Here is a 21,572-nt window from a genome sequence, read left to right as displayed (position 1 = left end):
ATGGACCAGTTCAGTTGGGGAGGCTCATAAGCACGGTGGTTCCAAGCGTCGTATCTGGCGCAAGATACACATCGGCATCGACGAGGAAACGCTGGAGGTCCGGGCCGTCGAGGTCACCGGAAGCAACATCGGCGACGCGCCAGTCTTGCCCGACCTTCTCGACCAAGTCCCGGCAGACGAAGAGATCGCGTCGGTGACCGCAGACGGCGCCTACGACACCCGGAAATACCTGGGCCGCGCCATCTGGCGACGGTGGAGCGGATACCACCGCCGGAGCCGTGTCGAGAGCAAGATGAACTGCATCAAGCTGCTCGGCCAATCCCTGATGGCGAAAGACTTCGAGCGCCAGGTCGCCGAGTTGCAGGTGCGTATCGCTGTGCTCAACCGCTACACGGCACTTGGAGTACCCGTCACAGAGCCCATAGAGTAAGTCCGTCCGGGGAAGCGGAAAGCTCGAACATCAGCCGATTTGTGCAACAAGGCCTCACAAGAGTGGAAGCGATCAGTCCGTGAATGGCATGCGGTAAAGAGCCAGTTCGCGATTATGTTCGAAGACCGCTTTCCAATGACGTAAGAAAACGCGTCAGGGCACAGAATTTCGTACAGTCTCTTCAGGCCGAGATCATGGAGGCCGCACAAGGTGCTGCTGATGACATTGCCAATTCGACGCAGGAATGAAGCGCACTCAGCCCGCCGCGAACTCGGCGCGCAGAAAGCTCATGAGGGTCTGAATTCTATACAACCGACGCTGCTCGGGCAGGCAGATCAGCCAGATAGAAAGTTCATCATCATACAGCGGCCCTGACACCGCACAAAGCCGATTATCCTGATCACCAAAATCGCTCGGCAGCAGGCCAATCCCGGCCCCCCGGGCGATATATTCCCGCATCGCAACATAGCCATCAACAGACAGGACAATTTCGGCATTCGGCAGGGTGTTTTTGATGTACCGATCAATGCCATCGGCACCGGGAAAGCTGATATAACGGGTCCCATCCTGCACATCTCCCACTTTTTGATAAAGCTGCAACTGAACTGACCCTAATTTGTACTTTGTCATTCCCTTGGGGGCATCTGGTGACAGTCTCACGGCAACATCGGTTTCATGATGCACAAGGGATGCCTGCCGGTCCGTCGCGGTAAGTTCAAGCATGATATCAGGGTTAAGGCGCTGAAATCGCGTAAGATGTTCGGCAAGTGTGAACGCGAGATGCGCCGGCAGTGACAATCGGACCTTGCCATGTGGGTGACTTTCCCGGCCTTGCAGAGAACCAAAGAACGTCAACTCTTGATTGGCGCGCTCTGCGGCGGCGAAGGCTTTGCGACCCACCAATGTCAGGCCAAATTGCCCGCTATGCCGCTCGAACAACCGACGGCCGATTGTGGCTTCTAGAGCATCAATGCGGCGCGCAACGGTTGTGCGATCAATGCCAAGCCTGCGAGCCGCTCCGCTCAGGCTTTTTTCGTGGGCCAGTGCCAGAAACACCGGCAATTCGGCCCAGGGGATGTCGTGGTGTGCATTTCTGCCCATGGAAGTGCAATCTTTCGCATATGATGGCGTTATTGCACAGATTACTCCTTTCGCTGTCAACAAATACTTCAACGAAAGGAAACCACATGAAGTCTTTTTTGCTCGGGGCGGTTGCCGCCATGTCGCTGCCGATGATGGCCATGGCTGATCCTGCTTACTTCATCGCACAAATCCAGGTCGATGACTGGGACAGGTTCATTGGCGAATACGGTTCCGTCGCATTGCCAACCTTGATGGAGCACAATGCCAAAATTCTTGTTGGTGGCCCCGGTGCGACGGTTCTGGAAGGGCAATGGGCCGGAAACCATACGGTGGTTCTCGAATTCGAAAACCGCGAGGCGCTTGATACTTGGTATGCCTCCCCCGAGTATCAGGCTGCGCGCCCGTTTCGCGATGCAACGACAAGCCTGAACAACATTGTTGCAACAGAAGCATTTGTCATGCCTGAGTAGTAGGTGCGGCGGCCCCGATTTTCGGGGTCGCCGTTGCATTACAACACAGCTGACATTTTTCAGCCCGAGAGGGCATTCACGAACAAAATCACCCTGTCCCAGAATTAATTTCAAAAACTTTGTCACACACCCCCCCGCCCGATTGTCTAACCTTATATCAGCAGCCAATAAGGAGATGTGCACATGAGCGATATTCCCAGCGACCTGATCGCGCGTGCCCAGTCTGGCGAAGCGATCGCGCTTGAACAGCTTGTGATTGGCATTCAGGATCGGGTGCACCGGCTGGCCATTCGGATGCTGGCCGATCCCGTTGCCGCACAAGACGCAACGCAGGAAATTCTGATCCGCATTGTTACCAAGCTCTCTACCTTCAAGGGCGACAGTAGATTTGAAACATGGACGCATCGGGTTGCGACCAATTATCTGCTGACGGCCCGAAAAGCCATCGCAGCAGATCCCGGGTTGTCGTTTCAGATGTTTTCTGAGGATTTACTGGATGGTCTGGCGGATGAACAAGCCGCTGCCGCCGAGGACCATGTGATGCTGAACGAACTGCGCATCCGATGCACCACCGCAATGTTGCTGTGCCTGGACCGGGACCACCGTGCAGCCTATGTGCTGGGTGAAATTCTGGAACTGGATCACAGCGAAGCTGCCAGCATTCTTGATATTTCACCCGCCAACTTCCGCAAACGCCTGTCCAGGGCGCGCATAAGTGTACAAGACTTCACCGCCGCCAGTTGCGGGTTGGCGAATGCAAAGGCCCCATGTTCGTGCCGAAAGCGCCTGCCTGCAGCCATGAAACAGGGACGTATCGGAGAATTACCATCAGCAGACCTGTCCGACGCGCCGGATTTTTCTAGAGTCCGCACCTTGGCCGCGCAGGTCGGAAAGGATGTGCGAGCTATAAAGTTGCAGCGCGCCACCGGAGATCTCCGCGTTCCCGGTGACTTTCGCGCTCGGGTGCTGAGCCTGACGAATAGGCACGAACTCTAACCTACCACCAACAACAAAAGGAACATTCAATGAAACACGCAGCCGCGTGGCTGATGACGCTCGCCCTCGTCACCCCCAATCCTTCAAATGCAGAGGACCATAATATGACACTTGATCAAACGAACGCGCTACTAGCTGTCGAAACCATGACCGAGGCGTTTCAAAACAAGGACATCGCCACAGTGATGTCGGCCTATGAACCCGGCGCAACTGTTGTTTTCGACCCGGACGCCCCGATTTCTGACGCTGCACAGCTCGAAGAAATGTTTCGGAACATGTCGATGATTAACCCGGTATTTGACTACGCGCAGGGGCACGATGTCATTGTCAGAGGGGATATTGCCATGCACATCGCCCCTTGGACTATGACCGGGGTTACGCCAGATGGTCAGACCATCGCGCAATCGGGCCTTTCGGTGGCGATTTTGCGCAGACAGCTCGATGGCAGCTGGAAGATGGTGATTGACAACCCGCATGGCGGGCGGTTGCTGCAAATGGCATCTCAATAACCAGATCATAATCCCACCGATCCAGAGCCACGATGCTGGATCGGTGGCGTCGGTTGTAATGCAGAGAACACTTTTCCTCGCGCCCAGTTTTAAACAGCGCCAGAACCGGCCACACGAGTAAGAGGCTGGTTTGTTCGTGATTGTCAGAGCAAAGCGCACATTGCGAAAGTGCTCTTTCGGTAAGGCCGCTAAAGATAATCGGCAATTTCCGCTCTCGCGAGATAGGCTGCATGTGGCAAATTTCGCTTTGCACAAGCGAGGCGATACTGCATCAGCAAAACTGCAAAATCGAATGTCGGATACGTCCGCACTCCAGGCCTTAATTGGTTTTAGATGAACGGCGGCGATGTGGAGATGGTGTTGAAGAAGTTTGTGCCTTGGTCTTTTGATTGCCCGCGAAGGTAGGGCAGCCACCTCAATGTCTCGTACATGCGCTTTCGCTTGGGTGTGGAGCCGTAAGGATGGCTCAGGACAATAATTTCAAATATCCGTGTTTGAAATTCGTGTATAGCAGAGATAATCCGGGTAAGTCATTGATTTTATTGGAGGCGAGTGCCGGAATCGAACCGGTGTACACGGATTTGCAACTATACGGAAATTTTGAGAAAATAAATCAATCACAAAGACTTGCGCTGTGATTCGACGTCTTGTCCCACACTTTTCCCACATGCCTTCATTTCTTGGAGCTATCTCAAAGTGTAAGTAATACTTGCGCAAAAAAAAGTGGATCAAAATTTGGATGACGACTGTGCGGAACTGGCGCTAAGAGCGTTCAACTTCGGCCCGAACCAGACATTCGTGCAATTTGCGTCTAACGGCAGTCGTCAGCCCTAAGCACACATAATTGAGCGAGATCTATTGTGAAGGCAGACATTCGCCGGCTGAAGCCACAATCGCATTGCGCCCGTCGGTTAACTGTGGGTTTTTGATGCGAAAAATCGAAAAATTTAACCCCAAGCTATTTACGTTACACGAACTTACGGCCATTGTCCGATTTCTACTTGGGGCTGATTTAGGGGGGCGTGAGGAGTGAGGCTCGAGCATCCCAAATTTGCCGTTAGCCCCTTACTGAGGGGGGCTAGACAACAAATACTATATCGCGACGCGGAAGCCTCGCTAACAATTTTAAGGCTAAGATGACTATCTCATTAGACTCCCTCGTTACTGAATTAAATCCAAGCAATACTGTTCTAGTATTCGGGGCGGGTGCATCGCTACCTTCTGGCGCTCCAAGCGTATCGGCTTTGTGTGAGCACCTGGCTCCACAAATTGGTGAAAAACCTGGTGCCTATAGCTTTGCAGAGCTGTGCTCATTATTTGAGTTCAAGAAGAGCCGCAAAGAACTAGTCGCTCAAGTGAGGCAGCAATTTAGAGGGCTACGACCAACTGGTGGCCTGCAGAATGTAGCTGACTATGACTGGGTTTCGATCTTCACAACAAACTATGACGACCTTGTTGAAAGGGCATATACAAAGAAGAACAAAGAAATTCGCGTATTTTCGTCTAACTTTGATTTTGGTGAGCCAATATCTCCAACTGCCACACCAATACTTAAGATTCATGGCACGATAGGATTTGATAGTTCCGATGGCCATCGCTCCAAGTTAGTTCTGACAGAAGAAGATAATGATTCAGTGGAGGATTATCGTGATGCGCTCTACGATAGGCTAAAGAACGATCTAAATTCGCACGACGTTGTTATTATCGGACAATCTTTAGCTGATCCTGATCTAGACAAACTTGTAAAGCGTGCCATAAAAATTCGCCAGAAGTCGTATTCGTCAGCACGCATTTTTCTTCTTGTTTACACCAAGGACGAAAATCGAGCTATGCTTCTTGAGAAAAGGGGGCTGCACGTTGCATTTGGTGGAATTGACGAGTTTTTCTTTGAACTTGCAAAGCAATCTGATCAGCTAGTTCCTGTTTTTGAAACCTCAGATGACCCCCTGCTTCAAAGCGCTATATTGCGGTCCATTACTACCGACATTGAACATCAGGCAAATCAGGTATCACCAGATTTCGCTAGAATGTTTGGAGGAAGCGCTCCGTCCTACGCGGACATACGAGCGGGGTTCACTTTTCCCAGAGCCGATAAAGAAAGAGTAACTGATAAACTGCAAAATAAAGTGCAATTTTCCGTTATACTAGGAGCTAGCGGTGTTGGGAAAACATCGTTGGCAAGGCAAATTGCATTTGACCTTGTGGGAAAAGGCTTTCTGGGCTGGGAGCATAATCCAGATCGGGAGTTCATTGCGGATGAATGGCGATCGGTCGCTAAGGCGTTAGACGAAAGCCAGCGTGATGCTGTACTGGTGTTGGATGATGCACATCTTAGCCTTCATCAAATCAACAATTTAATCAACTTTCTCAACGAGGATGGCTCAAAGCGGTTACGTCTCATTCTAACATCTGCAAAGAACCATTGGAATCCACGGGTTAAGACCGCTAACCTTTTCAAATCACTAGAGCTTCTAGAACTATCTAAGCTTGTACCATCTGAAATCAGTAGCCTTTTATCATTGGTAGAAGGTGTTCCGGAAGTTGCCAAGTTGGTCGATCAGAGCTTCAGAGGGTTTACCCGCCAAGAACGTAAGCGCCGACTTGTAGAAAGGTGCAACAAAGATTTTTTTGTTTGTATGAAGAACATTTTCGCAAATGATAGTTTTGACACAATCATACTGCGAGAGTTTTCGAGCATCAGTTCGGAGTACCAGTCAGTATATAAGATTATTTGTGCCTTAGAGAGCTTCGGTGTCAGAGTTCACCGCCAACTTGTGGTGCGACTACTTCAAATTACGGCACAAGACATTGGGTTGGTTCTCGAAAACCTTGAGGGCCTCGTTGATGAATATCTAATTGACCGCAGAGAAAGCATCTACGGTTGGAGCGGGAGGCATCCTGTAATTTCCGAGATAATTTCGAAACACAAGTTCAGCGGGCAGGAAGAAATGTTTGGATTGCTTAAACAAGTGATCACTAACATTTCACCGTCATACGATATTGAAATCAGAACGCTTCGGCAGCTTTGTAGTTTTGAAGGAGGGCTGTCACGCATTTCGGAAGTTTCATCGCAGAATGAACTTCTTAGGATAATGATCTCAATGGCTCCAAGAGAAAGAGTGCCAAGGCACCGCCTTATCAATAACCTAATTCGCAATGGCCACTTCCCTGATGCAGAAGCTGAAATCAGAATCTTCGAAAATGACTTGGGAGCAGACGGACCAGTTCGCAGATATCGGGTTCGTCTGTTAATCGAGCGCGCAATTGGCACAGTGGGATTGATGCTCGACGATAAGGCAACAATGCTGAATGACGCATTCACATCATCGTTGGGTATTCTTACGAGAGATCCCTATAATCGTCAGAACCTTCAACTTTACGCAGATGTATCCTTGGAGCTATATCGCGTTTCCGGAGAAGTTTCGTTTATCGATGATGCTCTGGAGGCAATGAAAGTTGCTGAGAAAGAGGTTGGTGACCCAGATATCACTCGAATGATACAACGGTTTGAAAGACGGATTTCACCGGGGAACTCCAGTGCCCATGAGATGGACGTTATTGAAGAAATGGTATGAAAAGGATGTTCCTAAGAATGCGCGAACGAATGTTTTTCGAGAGCCGAAAAGGGATATCGCAGATAGTCGTAAATGGCTGCTTTGGGCCTACCGTGTGACTATGCAAATGTCGCTATATGCCCATCTCTGCCGCTCGTCTTAAGCGCGGCGAAAGTCCGCTTTCCGTCCCCCCCCCCATGTACTGATGGCTACCCTAAGGTGCCTGCACCAGATAACTTACGCTCCTCCATGAATGTTAGGTTACATGGGGGCAGAGGAAACTGCGAGTTCGAGCTCGTACGAAATCCAGATGCTTCAACCACAGTCGCTAGAACTTCACTTTCTGAATTCTCTTTGTGGCGTTCTCTTTGATATAGTGGCCATAGCGGTCAATCGTAAACGCGGCTGAGTGGTGGCCCATCCATCTCTTCACAGATAACAGGTCTACATTGCTAGATAGAAGCTGAGTGGCGTAATAGTGACGAAGGGCGTGCAACCCATACTTTTTGACTCCGGCTTCTTCGAGCAATGGGTGCCAGTGCCTAAACGAGATCGTGGAGTGTGTTGGGGGGCGACCGGTCTTCGGCCCACCAAAAATAAGTGAGCTGTCATCCCGCCGGATCGCCAGTAATTCTTGATACAAGGGTTCTGGGAGGGGGACATCTCGTCTTGCATGCCTCGACTTCAAAGGTCCAATTTCGCAAGTTTCCCCGTCTGCTGAGCGCCTAATCCGCACCTTCCTTTCAATCCAATCAATGTCGCTCCAGCGGACGGCTCGCATCTCAGAGGAGCGAACGCCTGTCAAAGCTAGGAACATGATCATTGGATAGAAACGCTTCCACGCGTCGCGTACCTGTTTGTGCGGATACGTGTCCCTTCTCTCTTTTGCCGTTTTAAGTATTTTCCTGATTTCTCCTCGTGTTGGCACGGCAAAGCGTTCTTCCTCAGTACCGGAGCCATCTTTGTCCACGTACTCTGATGGGTCTTCCTGAACGACGATACCTCTGGCGGCATGGCTCGGTAGGTAGTCCATTTCGGTGGCATAAGTGAGACATACCTTGACGACGGCAAAAGCATGTCGAGCAGTCGCACGCTTGTTCGTGTCCATAATCAGTTCTTGGACTAGTTCGTTGAGTGCCGCTCGGTTGAGTTGATTAATGGGTGTGTCTCCAATGCGCGGGAGCAAGTATTTGTTCAGATACATGCGATAGGAGTAGATCGTTCTACGCACGAGTGGTTTTCGACCGTTCCGTCCGATTGCAGACGCTTCAAGAAACTTTTCGGCAAGGTCTCTAAATGGCATGGTCGCAGTAACCGAGAACGCTTTTTGTCTGACTAGTTCAGCCACTTCTTCAATGAAGGCGTCAGCTTCGTATCGACGTGTGAACTGACGATCTCTCAGTTTGCCGTCTTGATCCTTGAAGCGCACTACATAGTACGTGGCTTCTTTCCCTTTCAGGGTCTTCGTTCTCTTGTACAAACGTGCCATTTTGGCTCCTCCGCATGACGGGGAACTCCCCGTCTGTATTTCAGTTGCAGAGGCCTCTTATTTAATAAAAACATATAGTTATAAGGGAGTCCACGTAAGCGTAAGTGACCGGATTTCGATAGAAATAGTGTCATTCTAGAATTGGTGACTTTTTGGGTGCCTGTTTGATATTGACACCGTCTGAGAGTGGCGTGGGCATGGCTAAAAATGCCCACAGATTTCCCACAATCACCTGAGCGGTGTGGGAGAATTTGCGCTTCAAGCTACTAGAATCGCAAGAGAAAATGACATTCTCCCGATGATGTTTCGGCTAAGTCATTGATTTGTGGTGAAAGGTGGAGGCGAGTACCGGAATCGAACCGGTGTACACGGATTTGCAATCCGCTGCGTCACCACTCCGCCAACTCGCCATCCGTGGTGTGAGGGTTCTCTAGCGCCAATCTTGGGGGGATGTCCAGCCCGGTTTAATGGGCAGAAGAGTGATATTGCGATAAAATGTCGGATCTGGGCACTAATCCGAGCGGACTGCCTTGCAGGATTGCGGATGCGGGCCTAACTGTGGCAATAGAAATCAACGACTTCAGAATATAGGCCAGCCATGACAGATTTCGCCGCACGCCGTACCATGATGGTGGACACTCAGGTGCGCCCTTCGGATGTTACGAAGTTCCCAATCATTGATGCAATGCTAACCGTCGCGCGCGAAGAGTTCGTTCCTGACGGGAAGCGCGAGGCAGCTTATGTGGGTGAGAACCTTGACTTGGGCGAGGGGCGTGTGATGCTTGAACCGCGCACGCTGGCTAAGATGCTGGATGCGTTGAGCGTGCAACCGAGCGAGCTGGTTTTGGATCTGGGGTGCGGGTTGGGTTACAGCGCTGCAATCTTGGCGCGCATGTCCGATTTTGTGATTGCTGTGGAAGATAGCGAGGATCGTGCGAACGAGGCTCAGGAGATACTATCGGCTCAGGGTGTGGACAACGTGGCCGTCGTGGCCGGTCCACTTGCTGAAGGAAGTCAAAAGAACGGTCCCTATGACGTTATCATTGTGCAAGGTGCAGTTGAAACTGTGCCTGCTGCTTTGCTGGACCAACTGAAGGACGGCGGACGCATTGCCTGCATCTTCGCCGAGGGGATGTTGGGAACGGTGAAAATCGGGTATAAGATCGATGGCGACATGGTCTGGCGCCCCAGCTTCTCGGCTGGTGCTCCTGTTGTGTCTGGTTTCGAAGCCGCGCGCGTGTTTGCGCTGTAATCAACGGGATAAGCCCGTCAAAGTCTGAAGAGGCAGGAGAGTGTCATGCGTATTGGGTTCAAATCAAAGCTGATGGGAATGGCCGCGGCCTGTGCCCTTGTGACGGCTCCCACGGCATTCGCAGAAAGCCTGTCGGACGCCATGGCGTCTGCATACAAGAATTCTGGGCTGCTAGAGCAAAATCGCGCGACGTTGCGTGCTGCAGACGAAGACGTGGCGATTGCCCGGTCGGCGTTGCGTCCCACATTGACCTATGCGCTCAGCCAGTCGTTTGCTGATCGGGATACTACCGCGCCTAACTCCGCCGGTTGGAGCACGTCTGCATCCTTGACCGCGAATATTCTGATCTTTGATTTTGGGCGCAGCAAGAAAGCGATCGAGTTACAAAAGCAACTGGTTCTGGCCACACATGACAGTCTTGTCGGGGTCGAGCAGCAAGTTCTGTTGCGCGCCGTGCAAGCATATCTGAATGTGCGCTCTGCGGTTGAAAATGCTCAGCTGCAAAGCAATTCGGTGCGGGTTTTGACCCAGGAACTGCGTGCCGCGAACGACCGGTTCGAGGTGGGCGAGGTGACCCAGACTGACGTTGCGCTGGCCCGCGCTCGTCTGGCCGCTGCCCGTGCCAACGAAGCTTCGGCACGTGGTAATCTTGAGATTGCCCGCGAAGAATACAAAGCCGTGACCGGGGGCTATCCCCACACGTTGACCGCGCCGCCAGCACCGCCCATGACCGCTAAAACGGTCGAGGCTGCTCAGGCCATTGCGCGCGATCGTCACCCTGAAATTTTGGCGGCACAGCATAATGTGACGGCTGCGGACCTTGGCGTTGCCATTTCGAAAGACGGCATGAAGCCTTCGATTTCGGGGCAGGCACAGTCAAGCTGGGGGCGTCGCCCCGCAAGCGGTTCGACCAATCAGATTATGGTGGACGGCTTTGAACATTCGGTGGGCGTGACGCTACAAGGTACCATCTATGCCGGTGGCCGCCTGTCTGCTGAATATCGCAAAGCGATTGCTCAGTCCGAAGCGGCTCGTGCAGGTTTGCATCAGACCCGCATCGCTGTGGATCAGGGCGTGGCCAATGCGTGGGCACAATTGGCCATTGCATCTGCTTCGCTGCAGGCAACAGATCGTCAGATCCGCGCCAGCCGCGTTGCCTTGCGTGGCGCCCGCGAGGAAGCCTCGCTTGGGTCGCGAACCACGCTGGACGTTCTGAATGCTGAACAAGAGCTGCTGAACGCTGAGGCTGCGCGCATCACCGCTCAGTCGAACCAGTATCTTGCGGTGTATTCATTGCTGTCTGCCATGGGCCTTTTAACGGCTGAGCACCTGAACCTCGGCGTCGTCACCTATGATCCCGAGGCTTACTATAACGCTGTCCAATCCGCACCGATTCGCCAGGTTAGCCCTCAGGGAGAGCGCTTGGACCTTGTTTTGGAAGCGCTGGGCAAGAAATAAACACAACTTAAGGGCGAGTGTGGCGCATTAAGTGCATTGCATTTGCAGCTTTCCACGTCTGGCTGTTGTCTGGCCGAGGCGAATCCGGCTAATCTGTACTTTAAATGTGTCGGAGCGCCGGCGAATTACTGAAGTTGTACAGGAAGTTATCTATGTCGGATCCGGTCTCGAATGCAGAAATTGAAGACGTGCTGTCTTCGATCCGACGTCTGATCTCTGCGGGGAAGCCTGATTCCAAAGAAACGTTCGAGCCTGTGGATGAGGATGGCAACAAGCTGCTTCTGACATCTGCTTTCCGTGTGTTCGAAGGGGATCTGGCTGAACCCGCTAACACTGACGCCGAGGGTAAGCCCTCGCAGCCTGTCGGTGCGCGTGATATTCCTGTTGAAAAGTTGGACCTAGCAGAATTAGACACCGTCGAGGCCAACGCGGATGTTGAAGATTCTGCGCTGCCTGATGATGACGCCCCGGTCGTAGATGTATCGTTGGATCCCCTCACCTTCGAGGAAGGTCACCACAGCGATGCCGACATGCCGATTGCGCTTTCGGATAGCCAGGCGGACGTCGAAGATAACTGGGAAGCGGACGCCATGGGCGAAAGCGCTCAAGTTGCCTTCCTGCACAATCGCCGTTCGATGAGTGATAGCATCGAGGATGCAGATGACGACCTTTCGATGGTCGCCGGCGAGGCAGCCGAAGATGAGTCGACTGTTGCAGAGGATGAATTGAGCGACGGTGACGTGCAGACCACTGCTGAAATTCAGCAAACGATTTCTGCAGTCGAAGGTGAGATGGCTGAGTCTGATTTGGACGAGGTTGATAAAAACGAAGTCTGCGAGCCATCGACTGAGCATGCCGAAGGTGACGTCGATGCATCGGAAGAGGCCGCTGAGAAGTTGGCTGAGAATGAGGATGAGGCTCCGTCCCAAGAGAGTGATGACATCGACGGTGTCGTGGCACCCGTTGGAAAAGCCCCTGCTGCTGAGATTTTCGATGACGATTTCGAATTTATCGATGAAGGTCACCTACAAGAACTTGTCGCACGTATCGTGCGGGAAGAGCTGAAGGGCGAAATCGGCGAGAAGATCACGCAGGCTGTGCGTCGTATGGTGCGTCGCGAAGTGACACGCGCGTTGTCGTTGGAAAAGTTTGACTAAAAGCGGGGCGCTTAACGCGCCAGCGCCAGCAATCTATCCAGATCCAGATGCGCCTCAAGATGGTCGGCAAGTGCGTCCAGACTGGTCTCAATCTGGGTGTCAAAGCTGACATCGGATACCTGCGCGCCCAAGCCCTTCAGGAAATGACGTCGAAATCCGTCTGCGGCGAACAATCCATGCAGATAGCACCCTTGAATGCGGCCATCAGCGCTGCTGGCCCCTTCATGGCGTCCCCCGACTGACAGCCATGCTTTGGCGCAATCCGGGCCTTCCGTGCGCCCCAGATGGATCTCGTACCCTTCGACCGGCTCTGCGGACGCCAAATGGGTCGCCTGTGTCAGCGCCAGCGTCTTGCGCGGCTCAAGATGCGTGACAACATCCAGATGTCCCAGCCCAGTCACTTGGCCTGCGGGGCCTTCAATGCCGTCCGCATCAATGATCGTGGTCCCAAGCATCTGATAGCCGCCACAAATGCCCAGCACATGGCCACCGCGCCGGATATGGGCTGTCAGGTCGATGTCCCAGCCCTGCGCTTGGAAATCTGCCAGATCGGCGATCGTGGATTTTGAGCCGGGGATCAGCACCAGATCCGCGTCGCCGGGCAGGGGGCGTCCGGGTTCGATGATCTCGACCGTGACGTCGGGTTCATTCACCAGTGGATCCAGATCGTCGAAATTTGCAATCCGATTCAGGCGCGGAACGGCGATCTTAAAAGCACCGCCTTTGCGGGTCGTGATGTCCATCACATCCTCGGCGGGCAGGCGCCACGCATCCACGAACCAAGGCAGGGTTCCCAGATCATGCCAGCCGGTCAGGCGGGCGATCTCGGCTGCGCCATCGGCAAACAAAGTGGGATCGCCGCGAAACTTGTTGACTAGAAAAGCTTTTATCCGCGCACGGTCTTCGTCAGGCAGCACGGCGTGCGTGCCCACCAACTGAGCAATCACGCCACCCCGATCAATGTCACCCGCCAGCACGACCGGCAGATCAGCGGCTTCAGCAAAGCCCATATTGGCGATGTCGCCCTTGCGCAGATTGACCTCGGCAGGGCTGCCCGCGCCTTCGACCAACACCAGATCGCGGGTCTCGCCCAAACGGTGAAAGCTCTCGAGCACGCGCGGCATCAATTCGGCCTTGGCTTTGCCATAGTCACGCGCCTTCATGGTGGCAAAACGCTTGCCCTGAACGACGACCTGCGCGCCTGTGTCGGTCTCGGGTTTCAGAAGAACCGGGTTCATGTCGACAATCGGATCCAGCCCACAGGCGTGTGCTTGCAAGGCCTGCGCGCGCCCGATCTCGCCACCATCCACGGTGACAGCTGCGTTGTTCGACATGTTTTGTGGCTTGAACGGGGCCACATTCAGCCCACGTTTCACCGCCGCGCGTGCGATCCCCGCCACCAGCAGAGATTTCCCAACATTCGAGCCCGCGCCCTGTATCATTATCGCCTTGGTCATGGCCAAGACTTAGGCGCTTTTCAAAGCTCGCTCCAGCCCTGTTCCGACATGGAACAGGCTTGAAACGAAAAACGCGCCCTTATGGGACGCGCATTTCGTGGAGTATTCTTGCGGTGCGCGTTATGCGGCTTCTGCGGTCGCGGCGTTGCGACGCTCGCTTTCCTCGCGGCTTAGCGCCACCGAGGTACGGATGCCCTTCGAGACAAAGTCCATCAGCCCGCTCACGACACGCTCGTTCGGGTCAATGCCTGCACAGCTCAACACTTCGCGCCCGTCGCGCGAACGGGCCCAGCGGGCGATCTGATCGGGGCCATTACCGTATTTTTTGTCATCAGCAATGGCGTCGTCCAAAGCGGCCAGCACGACAGCAGCGAAAAGCTTGCGCGCGCGGTTGCCTTGTTCGTTATTGAAAGCGGTACCGTCTACGGAGTCCAGCATGGTCGTCCTTTGTTATTCTTGCTCTTGCGGTTTTTGGCGTAGCGGCCAATATGGCGTTTTCTGAGTGATTCGGTATCCCTCGAGTCACATGGCTGCCATGCGTCTGTCGCATAGCTGTTACATTTGGCCGTTCTGCCTGTGCTTGCCACAAGCAAGCCCGCAAGATATAGGGTCGGGCCAAGAGATTTCAACCTTTTGTGAAGGTTTCAGGATATGCCCAAGATCAACGGAAACGAAATTCGCCCCGGCAATGTGCTGGAACATAATGATGGACTATGGGCCGCGGTAAAAGTGGACCACGTGAAGCCAGGGAAAGGCGGCGCATTTGCTCAGGTCGAGCTGAAGAACCTGCGCAATGGCTCCAAGCTGAACGAACGCTTCCGCTCGGCCGACAAGGTCGAACGTGTGCGCTTGGAGCAAAAAGACCAGCAGTTCCTGTATGAAGATGACGGCATGCTGATCTTCATGGACACAGAAACCTATGAACAGAACCAGATCCCTGCCGACCTGTTGGGCGAACGCCGCCCGTTTTTGCAGGACGGTATGACCATCGTTGTCGAGTTCTACGAGGCCGAGGCATTGAACGCGTCCCTGCCGCAGAAAGTAACCTGCGTTATTGAAGAGACCGAGCCGGTCGTGAAAGGTCAGACCGCCGCCAACAGCTTCAAGCCCGCGCTTTTGGACAATGGCGTGCGTATCACTGTGCCCCCATTTGTGGGGCAGGGGGAAGCCATCGTGGTGAATACCGAAACCATGGAATATTCCGAGCGCGCGTAATCCGCATCCGCAGCTGTTTTGAGAAGGGCAGGGCGTGCGCTCTGCCCTTTTTCATGAGGCCACATGACCACGATCCTTTTCAACAAACCGTTCAATGTGCTGTCGCAATTCACCGATAAGGGGAACGTGGGCAGCGATCGCCAAACCCTGTCCGATTACATCGACCTGCCGGGCGTCTACGCTGCTGGCCGACTGGACCGCGACAGCGAAGGGCTTTTGGTGCTGACAGATGACGGCAAGCTTCAGGCAAAACTTGCAAATCCAAAGCACAAGCTTGCAAAAACCTATTGGGTGCAGATCGAAGGCATCCCAGACGAGGCCGCCTTGCAGGCCTTGCGCGATGGAGTTGATCTGAAAGATGGGCGCACCCGCCCTGCCAAAGCGCGTGTTATCGACGAACCCGCTGACCTTTGGATGCGGACGCCACCTATTCGGGTGCGCAAATCTGTGCCTGACTGCTGGATCGAACTAAAAATTACCGAAGGCAAAAATCGACAGGTCCGCCGTATGACCGCCGCTGTGGGGCATCCAACCCTGCGCCTCATCCGCTATGGCGTTGGCGCATATACGTTGGACGGCATCGGTCACGGCAAATGGCGTTACGCCTAGCCCGCTTTTTCTTGTCTGAAATATCCCGGGGCAGCGCCCCCTTATGCCGGCCAGTTGATCAGGGCGCCTTCGGCCTCCATGCCAGGCCCTGCGCGGTCAAATCGCAAATAGGCTATGGCCTTTCCGCCTGCTTGGGTGAACAACGTGCCCACCGTTTTTCCGTCACGCGTAATGGCAGTGCCGACCGGGGCCGCACCGCTGATTGCGACCGTGGCCAACCCCTTTTTCAACTTGGTCTTGTGTTTCATGCGTGCGGTGACCTCTTGGCCGACATAGCAGCCCTTTCGGAAATCGACGCCGTGCAGACGTTCGAATCCAGCTTCCAGCAGATAGCTGTCTTGGGTCAGTTCAATGCCCGTTTCGGGGATGCAGTGCGCCACGCGAATGGCATCCCAATCGACGCCCGACTCGCTGTCGCGCCCGTCATAGGCGCGCCAGCCCAAATCTGGGTGACGCGGGTCCGCAAAGGCGCCTTCGGGGGCGTCGCCCAAGCCACGTGCAGGCGAGACGACGTCAGTGATTTCGATCGCGACGTCTGCACGAAGCTTGTACATCGTCAGACGCTGCGCCAGCGAACGTGCCAGATCCGTTGCCACGTCGATCAGAATAGAGCCCTTGCCTGGGATCAGCAGAAAATCGGCCAGATATTTACCTTGTGGCGTTAGAAGGGCGGCATAGACCATCCCGTCCTTCAGACCTTTCACGTCGTTTGACACGAGCCCCTGCAGAAAGCTTTCGCGATCCTTGCCTGATACCTTTAATACCGTGCGATCTGTCATCTTGCTCTCATGTGTTTCCAAAGGTTAGTCTTTGCGCTTGCGCCACAAGCCGCCCGACAGAATGCCACGGAACGACCAACGGGGTGGTTCCTTGGTTTCTTTGGGAAGATAGACCTTCCCTTTGCGCGTGGATACAGGGTCAGTTGCGTTGCCGCTACTATCCTGAAATTGCAGATTATACAGCTGAGCATACAGGCCGCCGCGCGCCAAAAGTTCGTCATGTGTGCCCTGATCGATAACGCGACCCTGATCCATCACGACAATCTTGTCGGCGTCGCGCACGGTGGACAATCGATGTGCTATGACCAACGTTGTACGCCCCTTAGAGAGAGCATCCAGAGCCTTTTGCACCAGCTTTTCTGACTTCGTGTCCAAAGCTGATGTCGCCTCGTCCAGCAGCAGAACCGGGGCATCGCGCAACACAGCGCGTGCAATGGCGATCCGCTGCCGCTGCCCACCGGATAAATTCGACCCTCGCGGTCCCGCTTGGCTGTCCAGCCCGTTTTCCAGACGGGGCAGGAAGTCGGCGACATGCGCTGTGTCCAACGCGTGTTTCAGGGTTGCCTCATCCACGCCCTCGCGGCCCATCAGGATATTGTCGCGCAGGCTTTCGTCAAAAAGCAGCGCTTCCTGACTGACGACCGAGAACAACCCGCGCAACTGGTTCAGCGGCAGAGACGTTACATCTGCGCCGCCGATTGAAACCTCTCCGGTTTTGGCATCTGCCAAGCGTGTTAACAGATTAAATACGGTGCTTTTCCCTGCGCCAGAGGCTCCGACCAGAGCCGTGGTCTTTCCCGCTTCTGCCGTGAAGGTAGCGCTGTGCAAGATGGGGGTCTCGCCATAGGAAAACTTGACGTCTTTCAAAACGATATCGGCATTGCTGGCGTTGGCAGGCAGCGCCGCTGGCGTTGCCGGTGATAAGATGGTCGGGCGCTGGGCGAATACATCACGGATGCGTGTCAGGCTGGCCATCGCCGCTTGCCACCCGCCCGAGACCCTGCCCAGATTGCGTAACGGGTCGAAGACCAATGCCATGGCGGTGAAGAAGCTCATAAACTCACCAACGGTTTTGACACCGGCATTGATCTGCAGCCCGCCATACACGAGCACTCCGAAAAAGCCGATTGCGGCAATGATGTCGATCAGAGCAACAATCGCCCCCTGGTTGGCTTGGCTCTGCAAATGCGTCTTGGCGAAAACGCCGATCTCGCGATCCACGCGCGATTGTTCGTGGCGCTCTGTTCCGGACAGTTTGATCGAATTGATTCCATGGAAAATCTCGTCCAGCCGGGTCGAAATCTGAGCGGCGGCAGTGCGACTGTCTGAAGTGGTTTTGCGCACGCGTTTTTGCAAAACGCCCATGGGATAGGTCAGAATTGGAGCCGCCGCCACGGCCACGACGACCCACAGCCAATCAATGAACATTGCGACGCCCAATAGTGCCAGCAATGACACCACGTCGCGGACGAAGGCTGCTAGGACGACTTCCCAGAGCGCAGCCGTGGCCTGTGCATCGCCGCGCACCCGTTCCATCAGTGTACCTGGCGAGTTATCGCGGAAATAGCTGCTGTCAAGCGTAAGCAAATGCGCCACCATGTTGGACTGTAGCTTGGCCACAACCCGTTGGCCCACATGCACCATCAATACCTTATGTCCGAAGGCGGCAAATGCGCGGACAATAAAGATGCCGGCAACCGCCACTGCGACCCATATTATTGACCCCGTGTGGCCCGAGGAAAACGCGATATCGAACATCGGCTTGATCATGTAACTCAGCCCGCCAAGTGCTAGGCCCTCTGCCAACATTAACAGCATTGCCAGTGCCATGGGCAGGCGATAGGCGCGCATATACCCTGTCCATAGCCAGCGGATCATCTCTTTCCGGTCGGGGATGGCGGTTTCAGTGTTCATCATTTTTTCCGTTTGACCTGAAAAGCTTGGGTAATGGCGTCGCGGTCATAGTAGTTCGCCAGCCAGTCGCGGATTGAGATTGGATCGTGGCGATAGTGGTCGGCATAGGTTTCGATCATTGCATCCAGAATGCCAGCCTTTGACCAGCGCTGATGTGCGTATTTCAACGACAGTTGTGCGCAAGCTTCTTCGGGCGTCGCGCTACGTTGATCTAGCAGATACAGCGCCGAAGCGACCCCGGTGCGGTCAGCACCAGATTTGCAGTGGATCAGAAACGGTTTTTCGGCGCATTCCATAATGTCAAGCAGTTCAAGATACTCGTCCGCCGTGCCTAACACCCGCGCAAAAAGTGGGTGGTTTATCAACGACATGTTAAAGTCGCGACACGCTTCGACTTCGAACAGGTAATAAGAGTATTTGTCTTCGCCCCGCAGGTTGATGACGGTTTTGATCCCAGCCTGTTTAAGAGCAGGAAAATGCACCGGATCAGGCTGGTTTGATCGCCACGCATCAGAAGAAAGCTGATAGCGATTGGGCAAGATCCGACGAATGAAAGCGTGATCCACAAGGTTGTTGTGTCGCCGCGCATCGCGCCGACCTTCGGGTGTGGAAATATCCATCCCGAACCCGTGCTTCCACGCACGTTCGCGTTGTTTGATCTTGGCATACAAGCTCTTGAACATGCTGTTCCGGTCCAGTTTTGACATTCCGCCCAAAAGGGGCACCTATGGGATGTAGCTTGTCCAAGCGTCACAAACAAGCGGGCGGCCATGACATCAACCCTTACACCGACGTTGACGCAAAGATATCCGCGCTTTACCGCTTGGGGATTGAGAAATGAAAGATCTGCCTATGCCTCTGTCCCACGGTCGTTCCTATCTGGCCATTCCCGGCCCTTCGGTCATGCCCGATCGCGTGTTGCAGGCGATGCACCGCGCTGCGCCCAATATCTATGCGGGCGAGGTCGTGGACATGATGCCGGGCCTGATCGATGGATTGAGATCCGTCGCGCGTACTCAGCACAACGTGGCAATATACATTGCCAATGGACATGGCACGTGGGAAGCGGCGCTATCGAACACCTTGTCACCGGGCGGCAAGGTTTTGTCGCTGTGCACCGGGCGCTTTGGTCATGGCTGGCATGAGATGGCAACCGGATTGGGCATAGTGCCTGTGATCGAAGAGTTCGGCATGCAAGCCCCAGTCAATCCAGAGCGGATCGAAGAGCTGCTGCGCGCGGACACCACGCATGATTTGAAAGCCGTGTTGCTGACCCATGTGGATACTTCGACCTCGATCAGGAATGACGTAATGGCTGCGCGGGCGGCGATGAATGCCGCCGGGCATCCTGCGCTTTTGATGGTCGATTGCATCGCGTCGATGGGCTGCGACCGGTTTGAAATGGACGCTTGGGGCGTGGATGTGGCTGTTGCCGCCTCGCAAAAAGGGCTGATGGTGCCTCCGGGTGTGGGATTTGTGTTTTTCAACGACAAGGCCGCGGCTGTGCAGGCGAACCTTTCGCGCGTCTCGAGATATTGGGACTGGGCACCGCGGGCCAATCCAGACCTCTTCTATCAGTATTTTGGTGGTACCGCGCCCACGCACCACCTGTATGGCCTGCGCGAGTCATTGGCGATGATCGCCGAAGAAGGTGGGATCGAGGCGGTCTGGGCCCGTCACGCCCACCTTGCCCAGGCGATTTGGGCGGCATTTGACATATGGGCCGCTGATGGCCCGCTTCAGATGAATGTGGCCGATCCTGCGTTGCGCTCGACCGCTGTGACATCCCTGCATGTCGGCGCGCCGTATGGCACTGCGCTGCGGGACTGGACCGAGCAGAAGATGGGCGTGACCCTTGGGATTGGCCTTGGCATGTCCACGCCTGACGACCCCAAGGGCGACGGGTTCTTTCGTCTGGGGCATATGGGGCATGTGAACGCGCCAATGGTGATGGGGGCACTATCCGCCATTCAGTCGGGGCTGATCGCGCTTGGCATCCCGCACGGAGACGGGGCACTGCCCGCAGCAGCCAAGGTGATTGCCGAGGCTTAGACCCGCGCCGCCGCCAGCGCTTTGGGAAGGGCCGAGGCGAAGATGTCCAGCTCGTCCGGGCGCCCTGCTGAAATGCGGATGCAGCGGTTTTGCGGGGGCGCAAACGGCATGCGTACAAATACGTCCAGCGCGATCAACTGATCCAGGACGGCCTTGGCAAAACCGGCATCCCGGCCGCAATCTACGGCCACGAAATTGGTGGCCGAGGGCAGAGTGCTTAACCCATTGTCGCGCGCAATCTGGTCAATGCGCGCTCGTGCGCCAGCCACATTCTGCACCACTTCTGCTAAATACGGCTGATCATCCAAAGCCGCCAAAGCGCCTGCCTGACTGATCCGGCACATGCCGAAATGATTTCGGATCTTGTTGAAGGCGGTGATGAGTTCGGCTTGTGCGATGGCATAACCAACGCGTGCGCCAGCCATCCCGTAAGCCTTTGAGAAGGTGCGCATTCGGATCACACGCGGGTCTTCTATGTTCAGGGTCGGCGCCGTGCCCTCGGGGGCGAATTCGATATAGGCTTCGTCCAGCACCAACAGACAGCCATCAGGCACCGCATCGATCATGCGCTGGATGGTGTCGGCACTATGCCATGTGCCCATCGGGTTGTCCGGGTTGGCGATATAAACCAGCTTTGCGCCCACCTCTGCCGCTTTGGCGATCAAGGCATTTGGGTCTTCGTGATCGTCTATATAGGGCACTGTTCCCAGCACTCCGCCAAATCCGGCCACGTGATAATTAAATGTTGGATAGGCGCCCTGCGAGGTCACCACTTTATCGCCCGGTTCGATCAGAAGCCTGCCCAAATAACCTAGAATTCCGTCGATCCCTTCGCCGACCAGAATGTTTTCAGGGGCAATGCCATGATGCGCCGCCAGAGCATGGCGCAGATCAAAGTTTTCGGGGTCTCCATACATCCAGACATCAGTTGCAGCATTGGACATCGCCGCGATTGCCTTGGGTGAGGGGCCAAAGGTGTTTTCATTCGCCCCCAGCCGCGCGGCAAAGGCGTGGCCTCGGCTGCGTTCCTGCGTTTCGGGGCCAACGAAGGGCACGGTGGCGGGAAGGCTGTCGGCAAGCGGGGTCAGGCGGGCATAGGTCTTGGTCATATGCGCGTTAGAGCAGGGCGGGCGCGGGCGGGCAAGGTT

19 protein-coding genes and 1 tRNA gene are annotated in these 21,572 nt (G+C 54.7%); 11 read left to right on the top strand and 9 right to left on the bottom strand.

The genetic code is table 11. The features are described 5' to 3' along the window. Window positions 1-430, top strand: a 430-nt coding sequence (locus FIL88_RS14565) for a transposase (RefSeq protein WP_142854605.1), incomplete at its 5' end; no start/stop codon positions are given. A 255-nt stretch (window positions 431-685) separates the two neighbouring features. Here the strand turns inward: FIL88_RS14565 and FIL88_RS14560 are convergent. Then, window positions 686-1,486 carry a LysR family transcriptional regulator gene (locus FIL88_RS14560; protein WP_185960968.1) on the bottom strand — a complete coding sequence of 267 codons (801 nt, stop codon included), beginning with the start codon at window positions 1,484-1,486 and terminating at the stop codon, window positions 686-688. A 131-nt stretch (window positions 1,487-1,617) separates the two neighbouring features. On the opposite strand from FIL88_RS14560, the gene FIL88_RS14555 reads away from it, so the two are divergent. From FIL88_RS14555 to FIL88_RS14540, 4 genes are all read left to right on the top strand, one after another. Beyond that, a complete protein-coding gene (locus FIL88_RS14555; RefSeq protein ID WP_221931163.1) occupies window positions 1,618-1,983 on the top strand; it encodes a DUF1330 domain-containing protein in 366 nt (121 codons plus the stop codon). Between the two features lie 183 nt (window positions 1,984-2,166). Then, a complete protein-coding gene (locus FIL88_RS14550; protein ID WP_142854603.1) occupies window positions 2,167-2,979 on the top strand; it encodes an RNA polymerase sigma factor in 813 nt (270 codons plus the stop codon). Between the two features lie 104 nt (window positions 2,980-3,083). Continuing rightward, window positions 3,084-3,488 carry a YybH family protein gene (locus FIL88_RS14545; protein ID WP_185960967.1) on the top strand — a complete coding sequence of 135 codons (405 nt, stop codon included), beginning with the start codon at window positions 3,084-3,086 and terminating at the stop codon, window positions 3,486-3,488. Between the two features lie 1,136 nt (window positions 3,489-4,624). Further along, window positions 4,625-7,063 (top strand): SIR2 family protein, encoded by a 2,439-nt coding sequence (locus tag FIL88_RS14540; RefSeq protein ID WP_142854601.1) that lies wholly within the window; start codon window positions 4,625-4,627, stop codon window positions 7,061-7,063. 307 nt (window positions 7,064-7,370) lie between these two features. Here FIL88_RS14540 and FIL88_RS14535 read toward each other — a convergent pair whose 3' ends face one another. Both FIL88_RS14535 and FIL88_RS14530 read right to left on the bottom strand, forming a co-directional pair. Further along, entirely contained in the window at window positions 7,371-8,531 is a 1,161-nt protein-coding gene (locus FIL88_RS14535) for a tyrosine-type recombinase/integrase (protein ID WP_142854600.1), read from the bottom strand. Window positions 8,532-8,867: 336 nt separating this feature from the next. Then, window positions 8,868-8,941: transfer RNA gene (locus FIL88_RS14530), tRNA-Cys, on the bottom strand. 188 nt (window positions 8,942-9,129) lie between these two features. Between FIL88_RS14530 and FIL88_RS14525 the strand changes: the two genes are divergently transcribed. From FIL88_RS14525 to FIL88_RS14515, 3 genes are all read left to right on the top strand, one after another. Further along, entirely contained in the window at window positions 9,130-9,783 is a 654-nt protein-coding gene (locus FIL88_RS14525; RefSeq protein ID WP_142854599.1) for a protein-L-isoaspartate O-methyltransferase family protein, read from the top strand. Window positions 9,784-9,828: 45 nt separating this feature from the next. After that, window positions 9,829-11,241, top strand: coding sequence for a TolC family outer membrane protein (locus FIL88_RS14520; RefSeq protein ID WP_142854598.1), 1,413 nt, complete (start codon window positions 9,829-9,831; stop codon window positions 11,239-11,241). Between the two features lie 152 nt (window positions 11,242-11,393). Then, window positions 11,394-12,398, top strand: a complete 1,005-nt coding sequence (locus FIL88_RS14515) for a hypothetical protein (protein WP_142854597.1) — start codon at window positions 11,394-11,396, stop codon at window positions 12,396-12,398. A gap of 11 nt (window positions 12,399-12,409) precedes the next feature. On the opposite strand, the gene FIL88_RS14510 is transcribed toward FIL88_RS14515, so the two are convergent. Beyond that, complete coding sequence (locus FIL88_RS14510) at window positions 12,410-13,855, bottom strand: cobyric acid synthase (protein ID WP_142854596.1); 1,446 nt, start codon at window positions 13,853-13,855, stop codon at window positions 12,410-12,412. A 120-nt stretch (window positions 13,856-13,975) separates the two neighbouring features. Further along, entirely contained in the window at window positions 13,976-14,293 is a 318-nt protein-coding gene (locus tag FIL88_RS14505; RefSeq protein WP_108856960.1) for a DUF6280 family protein, read from the bottom strand. A gap of 213 nt (window positions 14,294-14,506) precedes the next feature. On the opposite strand from FIL88_RS14505, the gene efp reads away from it, so the two are divergent. After that, entirely contained in the window at window positions 14,507-15,070 is a 564-nt protein-coding gene (efp, locus tag FIL88_RS14500; RefSeq protein ID WP_142854595.1) for an elongation factor P, read from the top strand. A gap of 63 nt (window positions 15,071-15,133) precedes the next feature. After that, complete coding sequence (locus FIL88_RS14495; protein ID WP_142854594.1) at window positions 15,134-15,679, top strand: pseudouridine synthase; 546 nt, start codon at window positions 15,134-15,136, stop codon at window positions 15,677-15,679. 41 nt (window positions 15,680-15,720) lie between these two features. Here the strand turns inward: FIL88_RS14495 and ygfZ are convergent, their stop codons facing one another. The 3 genes from ygfZ to FIL88_RS14480 are packed head-to-tail and all read right to left on the bottom strand — an operon-like array spanning window position 15,721 to window position 19,055. Beyond that, the gene (ygfZ, locus tag FIL88_RS14490; RefSeq protein ID WP_142854593.1) at window positions 15,721-16,458 is read right to left on the bottom strand and encodes a CAF17-like 4Fe-4S cluster assembly/insertion protein YgfZ; all 738 of its coding nucleotides are present in this window, start codon (window positions 16,456-16,458) and stop codon (window positions 15,721-15,723) included. A gap of 24 nt (window positions 16,459-16,482) precedes the next feature. After that, entirely contained in the window at window positions 16,483-18,372 is a 1,890-nt protein-coding gene (locus FIL88_RS14485) for an ABC transporter ATP-binding protein (RefSeq protein ID WP_246066737.1), read from the bottom strand. Next, complete coding sequence (locus tag FIL88_RS14480) at window positions 18,372-19,055, bottom strand: fused DSP-PTPase phosphatase/NAD kinase-like protein (RefSeq protein WP_185960966.1); 684 nt, start codon at window positions 19,053-19,055, stop codon at window positions 18,372-18,374. The genes FIL88_RS14485 and FIL88_RS14480 overlap by 1 nt, the downstream gene beginning before the upstream one ends. Window positions 19,056-19,224: 169 nt before the next feature. Here FIL88_RS14480 and FIL88_RS14475 point away from each other — a divergent pair, with 169 nt between their 5' ends. Beyond that, window positions 19,225-20,424, top strand: coding sequence for a pyridoxal-phosphate-dependent aminotransferase family protein (locus FIL88_RS14475; RefSeq protein WP_142854611.1), 1,200 nt, complete (start codon window positions 19,225-19,227; stop codon window positions 20,422-20,424). On the opposite strand, the gene FIL88_RS14470 is transcribed toward FIL88_RS14475, so the two are convergent. After that, window positions 20,421-21,533: a pyridoxal phosphate-dependent aminotransferase gene (locus FIL88_RS14470; RefSeq protein ID WP_142854591.1), complete on the bottom strand. Its 1,113-nt coding sequence runs from the start codon at window positions 21,531-21,533 to the stop codon at window positions 20,421-20,423. The genes FIL88_RS14475 and FIL88_RS14470 overlap by 4 nt on opposite strands. Window positions 21,534-21,572 lie beyond the last annotated feature (39 nt).

Origin of the sequence: Aliiroseovarius halocynthiae (genome assembly GCF_007004645.1) — a bacterium.
Taxonomy (GTDB): Bacteria; Pseudomonadota; Alphaproteobacteria; order Rhodobacterales; family Rhodobacteraceae; genus Aliiroseovarius; species Aliiroseovarius halocynthiae.
This window is presented reverse-complemented; position numbering and strand designations above follow the sequence as displayed.

Coding starts and splice junctions, on each gene's coding strand:
- efp (WP_142854595.1), top strand. CDS start 14,507: ATGCCCAAGATCAACGGAAACGAAATTCGCCCCGGCAATGTGCTGGAA.
- FIL88_RS14545 (WP_185960967.1), top strand. CDS start 3,084: ATGACACTTGATCAAACGAACGCGCTACTAGCTGTCGAAACCATGACC.
- FIL88_RS14555 (WP_221931163.1), top strand. CDS start 1,618: ATGAAGTCTTTTTTGCTCGGGGCGGTTGCCGCCATGTCGCTGCCGATG.
- FIL88_RS14480 (WP_185960966.1), bottom strand. CDS start 19,055: ATGTTCAAGAGCTTGTATGCCAAGATCAAACAACGCGAACGTGCGTGG.
- FIL88_RS14510 (WP_142854596.1), bottom strand. CDS start 13,855: ATGACCAAGGCGATAATGATACAGGGCGCGGGCTCGAATGTTGGGAAA.
- FIL88_RS14505 (WP_108856960.1), bottom strand. CDS start 14,293: ATGCTGGACTCCGTAGACGGTACCGCTTTCAATAACGAACAAGGCAAC.
- FIL88_RS14495 (WP_142854594.1), top strand. CDS start 15,134: ATGACCACGATCCTTTTCAACAAACCGTTCAATGTGCTGTCGCAATTC.
- FIL88_RS14515 (WP_142854597.1), top strand. CDS start 11,394: ATGTCGGATCCGGTCTCGAATGCAGAAATTGAAGACGTGCTGTCTTCG.
- FIL88_RS14485 (WP_246066737.1), bottom strand. CDS start 18,372: ATGAACACTGAAACCGCCATCCCCGACCGGAAAGAGATGATCCGCTGG.
- FIL88_RS14550 (WP_142854603.1), top strand. CDS start 2,167: ATGAGCGATATTCCCAGCGACCTGATCGCGCGTGCCCAGTCTGGCGAA.
- FIL88_RS14535 (WP_142854600.1), bottom strand. CDS start 8,531: ATGGCACGTTTGTACAAGAGAACGAAGACCCTGAAAGGGAAAGAAGCC.
- FIL88_RS14470 (WP_142854591.1), bottom strand. CDS start 21,533: ATGACCAAGACCTATGCCCGCCTGACCCCGCTTGCCGACAGCCTTCCC.
- FIL88_RS14520 (WP_142854598.1), top strand. CDS start 9,829: ATGCGTATTGGGTTCAAATCAAAGCTGATGGGAATGGCCGCGGCCTGT.
- ygfZ (WP_142854593.1), bottom strand. CDS start 16,458: ATGACAGATCGCACGGTATTAAAGGTATCAGGCAAGGATCGCGAAAGC.
- FIL88_RS14540 (WP_142854601.1), top strand. CDS start 4,625: ATGACTATCTCATTAGACTCCCTCGTTACTGAATTAAATCCAAGCAAT.
- FIL88_RS14525 (WP_142854599.1), top strand. CDS start 9,130: ATGACAGATTTCGCCGCACGCCGTACCATGATGGTGGACACTCAGGTG.
- FIL88_RS14475 (WP_142854611.1), top strand. CDS start 19,225: ATGCCTCTGTCCCACGGTCGTTCCTATCTGGCCATTCCCGGCCCTTCG.